Here is a 4,004-nt window from a genome sequence, read left to right on the forward strand (position 1 = left end):
GTCCCGGATTCGCCGGGCTTCCCCCACTCCACGCCGCCCTGATCTCCGTCGCCCTGCCCGGCCTCGTCGTCTCGGCCGAGCACGGCCAGCTCACCGGGCACGGGCTGGAGGGGTTCTACCGGCACGGGCGCCGACTGCTCGCGCGCTGTGAGCTGAAGGTGGCCGGGCGGGAGCCGATCGCTCTTCAGGGCAGATCGATATCGGCCGACCGTGCCCGCTTCTTCGCAGTGGTGCGCACCCCCGCCGACAGCGGCCCCGACCCCGAGATCGCCATCGAGCGGCTGCGCCAGGCCGACGGCAGCGAGCGGATCACCCTGCGCAGTTCCTCGCCCCGCCCGCTGCGGCTCCCCGTGGAGATCGCGCTCGGGACGGACCTGGCCGAACTGGGGGCGGTCGCGGCGGGCSGGGCGGGACCCGAACTGCCGGGCAGCGTCCATGGCTCGGGCATGCGCTGGACGGCACCCGGCGCGCACGCGGTGGTGAGCGCCCACCCGTCCCCGGCCGACGCGCTCGCTTCAGCGGGCGTGCTGCGCTGGGACGTGGAGCTGCCCCCGGCCGGTTCGTACACGATCGAGCTGCGCATCCGCACCGACCGCCCCGCCCGCCCGCATGGCCAGGCCGCGACCCATCCGCTGCCGCAGGCCGAGGCGGAGGGCGACGACCCCCGCGTGGGCCCGCTGCTCCGGAACGGCCTGGACGACCTGCGGGCCCTGCTCGTACGGGACCCGGCGCATCCGTTGGACGCGTACGTGGCGGCGGGCGTCCCCTGGCGCACCGGCCCCGCCCCGGCCGAGGCGCTGTGGGCCGCGCGGATGGCCCTGCCGCTCTCCACCCGGCTGGCGGCGGCGACCCTGCGGGCCGTCGCCCGTACGCAACTGAAGGGCGGGGAGCGGGAGTTCGGGCTCATCCCGGGCCCGTCGCGGGACGCGGGACCTCATCTGCCGCCGAGCTGCACCGGCGTGGAAGCCACCCTCGCGTTCCCGGTGGTGCTCGCCGAGGCCCGTCGCTGGGGGCTGGCCGAGGCCGAGGTGGCCGAGCTGCTGCCGACGGCCGAGCGGTGCCTGCGCTGGCTGCGCGCGTGCGCCGGTGAGCACGGGTACCTGGGCGAGCCCGGCCCGGCGGGCGGCCTCGTGCGGGCCGAGACCCAGGCCCACGCCCACCGCGCCGCCGTCCTGGGCGCCGAGCTGCTGCGCGAGTGCGGCAGACCGGGGGCGGAGGAGTGCGCCGCCTGGGCGGCGGGGCTGCGCGAGCGGTTCCGGGAGGAGTTCTGGATCGAGGACCTGGCGGGCGGGCGCCCCGCCGCCGCCCGCACCGCCGACGGCCGCCGGCTGCCACCGCTCGGCGCGGGCGCCGCCCACCTCCTGGACACCGGCCTGCTCGGCGCCGGACGGCTCGCCCCGGGGCTGCTCGACAAGGTGCAGACGGAACAGCTCGCCCGGCTCCTGGGTGCCCCTGCCCTGGACACCGGCTGGGGTCTGCGCGGACTGGGCGCCAAGGAGCCGGGTTACAACCCGTTCGGCCACCGCGCGGGCGCGGTGCGGGTGTACGACACGGCCGTCGCCGTGGCGGGACTCGCCGTCGCCGGGTACGAGAAGGAGGCGAGCGCACTGCTGCGCGGGCTCCTGGACGCGGCCGAGACGTTCGGCTACCGGTTGCCCGAGATGTTCGCGGGGGAGCAGCGCACCGAGGACAGCGCTCCGCTGCCGCACCCGGCCGCGTGCCGCCCGGCCGCCGTCGCCGCGGCCTCGGCGGTCCACCTGCTCACCGCGCTGACGGGGATCCGCCCGGACGCCCCGGCGGGCACGGTCGCCCTCTGCCCCGTACGGTCGGCGCCGCTCGGCGCGGTGCGGCTGTCCGGGCTGAGCGTGGCGGGGGAGCCGTTCGCCGTGCGGGTCAGCAGGCTCGGTGTCGGCATGGTCGAGCAGGCCGCCGACCGGCTCCAGTTGGGAGGCTGAGGGAATGCCGAGTGAATCCGGGACCGGGCGGGAGGCCGCACCGGCCGCCGCGGCGCGGGCGGGGAGCGCCGACGGCGAGAGGTCCGACGCGGTGAGGAGCCGTGGCCGCGCCGCACCGGTGGGGGCCCGTGTGACGGACGGGGAAGAAGGTACGACCGGCCGTGCCCGGGGGCGTGTTTATCGTCAGGGAGACGACTATGATCGCCCCATGTCTCCCTACGACCCGTCGGCCTTCCCGCCCTTCGCCGTGACCGTCGACCTGGTCGTGCTCACCGTGCGTCGCCACGCCCTGTGTGCGCTGGTCGTCCGTCGCGGGGAGCCGCCGTTCCAGGGGCGGTGGGCACTGCCCGGCGGCTTCGTCCGGGGTGACGAGGACCTGTCGGCGGCGGCGGCCCGCGAGCTGACCGAGGAGACCGGTCTGTGCGCCCAGGACCCGGCGGCCACCGCCCCCGCGCCCGGCAACGGTGCCCATCTGGAGCAGCTCGCCACCTACGGCGACCCCCGGCGCGACCCCCGGATGCGGGTCGTCAGTGTGGCGCACCTGGCGCTCGCCCCCGATCTGCCCGCCCCCCGCGCGGGCGGCGACGCGCACAGCGCGCGCTGGGCGCCCGTGGAGGACCTGCTGAGCCAGGAGGGCGGTTTCGGCCGCGAGGACGAGCAGCCCGCCCCGCTCGCCTTCGACCACGCCCGGATCCTCGCGGACGGCGTGGAGCGGGCCCGCTCCAAGATCGAGTACTCGTCGCTGGCCACGGCGTTCTGCCCGGCCGAGTTCACCGTGGGGGAGCTGCGGCGGGTGTACGAGGCGGTGTGGGGGGTCGCGCTCGACCCCCGTAACTTCCACCGCAAGGTGACCGGCACCCCGGGCTTCCTGGTCCCGGCCGGCGGCACCACGACCCGTCAGGGCGGCCGTCCCGCCCAGCTCTTCCGCGCGGGCGGCGCGACCCTGCTGAACCCGCCGATGCTCCGCCCGGAGGTCTGACCCGGCGCAGGCTCGCCGGCCCCGCCCTGTCCCCGGTCGCAGCGGACACGCGCCCGGCGCGGGCACGCGCATGCCCGAGGTTGCATAAAAAGTCCGAAATGTCGCGTTATGTTACTCCGGTACTTGTCCTCCCGCCGTGCCGTCGAGCGGTCTCACCCCCGGGAGAGAAGCGATGCTCCAGGCCATCGGACTCACCAGCACACCCCGTCGTGACCGTCCGCCCGAGGTGGACGACCTGACCTTCGAGGCCCGGCCGGGCCTGATCACAGCCCTGCTCGGCGCCCCGGGCTCCGGCAAGACCATGGCCCTGCGCCTGATGCTGGAGCTCGAACCGGGCCGGGGCATCACCTACTTCCGGGGCCGCCCCCTCCACAAGATCGCCCACCCGGCCCGCGAGGTGGGCACCCTGCTCGGCGATGTGCCGGGCCATCCGGCCCGTACCGTCCGGGGGCAGCTCCGTCTGATGTGCGCGGTCGCCGGGGTCCCGGCCGCCCGCGCCGAGGAGATGCTCCACGTCGTCGGCCTCGACGGCCTGGGGGACCAGCGGCTCGCCACTCTCTCGCTCGGCATGGACCGCAGGCTGGGCCTGGCCGCCGCCCTCCTCGGCGACCCGCACACCCTGGTCCTCGACGAGCCCGCCGAGGGCCTCTCGCCGCGCGAGAACAGCTGGTTGTACGGGCTGTTGCGCGGCCACGCCCAGCAGGGCGGCACCGTGCTGTGCACCTTCGCCGACCCCAAGGAGGCGGCCCGGGTGGCCGACCGGGTCGTGACCATCGACGGGGGCCGCCTCGTCGCGGACCAGCCGGTGACGGACTTCTCCCGCACCCGGCTGCGCCCCCGGGTGGCCGTCGCCACCCCGCACGCCGCCCGTCTGGGGTCCCTGGTCGGACGCGAGGCCCGGGCCGCGCGCCGCTCGGTCGAGGTGGTCACGGAGGACGGCAGCCACCTCTCCGTCTACGGCGCGAGCTGCGCCGAGGTCGGCGAAACGGCGTTCCGCCACGGCGTGCTCGTCCACCGTCTCACCGACGAGGTAGCCGACACCGGCCCGGCGGAGCCGGCCCCCCGCCCCG

3 protein-coding genes are annotated in these 4,004 nt (G+C 76.6%); all 3 read left to right on the forward strand.

Going from position 1 to position 4,004, the window contains the following annotated elements; translation table 11 throughout:
• Positions 1-1,955: glycogen debranching N-terminal domain-containing protein (locus tag ACJA3G_RS32000; RefSeq protein WP_406556542.1), on the forward strand; the 1,955-nt coding region annotated here is incomplete at its 5' end.
• Positions 1,956-2,163: 208 nt separating this feature from the next.
• On the forward strand, positions 2,164-2,934 hold the full coding sequence (locus tag ACJA3G_RS32005) for an NUDIX domain-containing protein (protein ID WP_406556543.1): 771 nt from the start codon (positions 2,164-2,166) through the stop codon (positions 2,932-2,934).
• Between the two features lie 172 nt (positions 2,935-3,106).
• On the forward strand, positions 3,107-4,004 hold an 898-nt coding region (locus tag ACJA3G_RS32010; RefSeq protein WP_406556544.1), incomplete at its 3' end, for an ATP-binding cassette domain-containing protein.

The organism is Streptomyces sp. YS-3, from assembly GCF_045257485.1.
Classification (GTDB): domain Bacteria; phylum Actinomycetota; class Actinomycetes; order Streptomycetales; family Streptomycetaceae; genus Streptomyces.